The following is a 438-nucleotide window of genomic DNA, read 5'->3' on the forward strand; positions in this document are numbered from 1 at the left end:
GCGCTACAATTACCTGCACGTTATGTCTCTGGTTATCTATTTGATCAAAACTATCCGCACCTGGCCAGTCACGCTTGGGCGGAGGTATTTTTAGAAAATCAGTGGTATTGTTTTGATGTAAGCAATCAGTTGTTTACACCCAAACATCATATCTACCTTGCAGTAGGACGTGACTATCTCGATGTGGCACCTATTCGTGGCGTAAGAGAGCAAGGTGGAGTTGAGAACATGATGTCTGTGGTTCAAGTGTTGGCATGTTGAATGTAAAGAGAATGAAATGACCTATTGTTGTGCGTTAAGATTGGAACAAGGTTTAGTGTTTATTAGTGACACAAGAACCAATGCAGGAGTTGACCATATTTCTGTGTTCCGAAAACTGCATACTTTCGGCGTTACCGGAGAACGTTTTATTGCCTTGCAAACTGCAGGTAACTTAGC

At 42.2% G+C, this 438-nt stretch carries 1 protein-coding gene and 1 pseudogene; both read left to right on the plus strand.

Features of this window, described 5'->3' with window-relative positions; translation table 11 throughout:
* Nucleotides 1-261: transglutaminase family protein (locus GBI66_RS19290; RefSeq protein ID WP_171494351.1), on the plus strand; the 261-nt coding region annotated here is incomplete at its 5' end.
* A 16-nt stretch (nucleotides 262-277) separates the two neighbouring features.
* A pseudogene (locus tag GBI66_RS19295) lies at nucleotides 278-438 on the plus strand (peptidase); the annotation flags it as partial.

The organism is Acinetobacter sp. TUM15071 (assembly GCF_008980925.1).
Classification (GTDB): domain Bacteria; phylum Pseudomonadota; class Gammaproteobacteria; order Pseudomonadales; family Moraxellaceae; genus Acinetobacter; species Acinetobacter dispersus.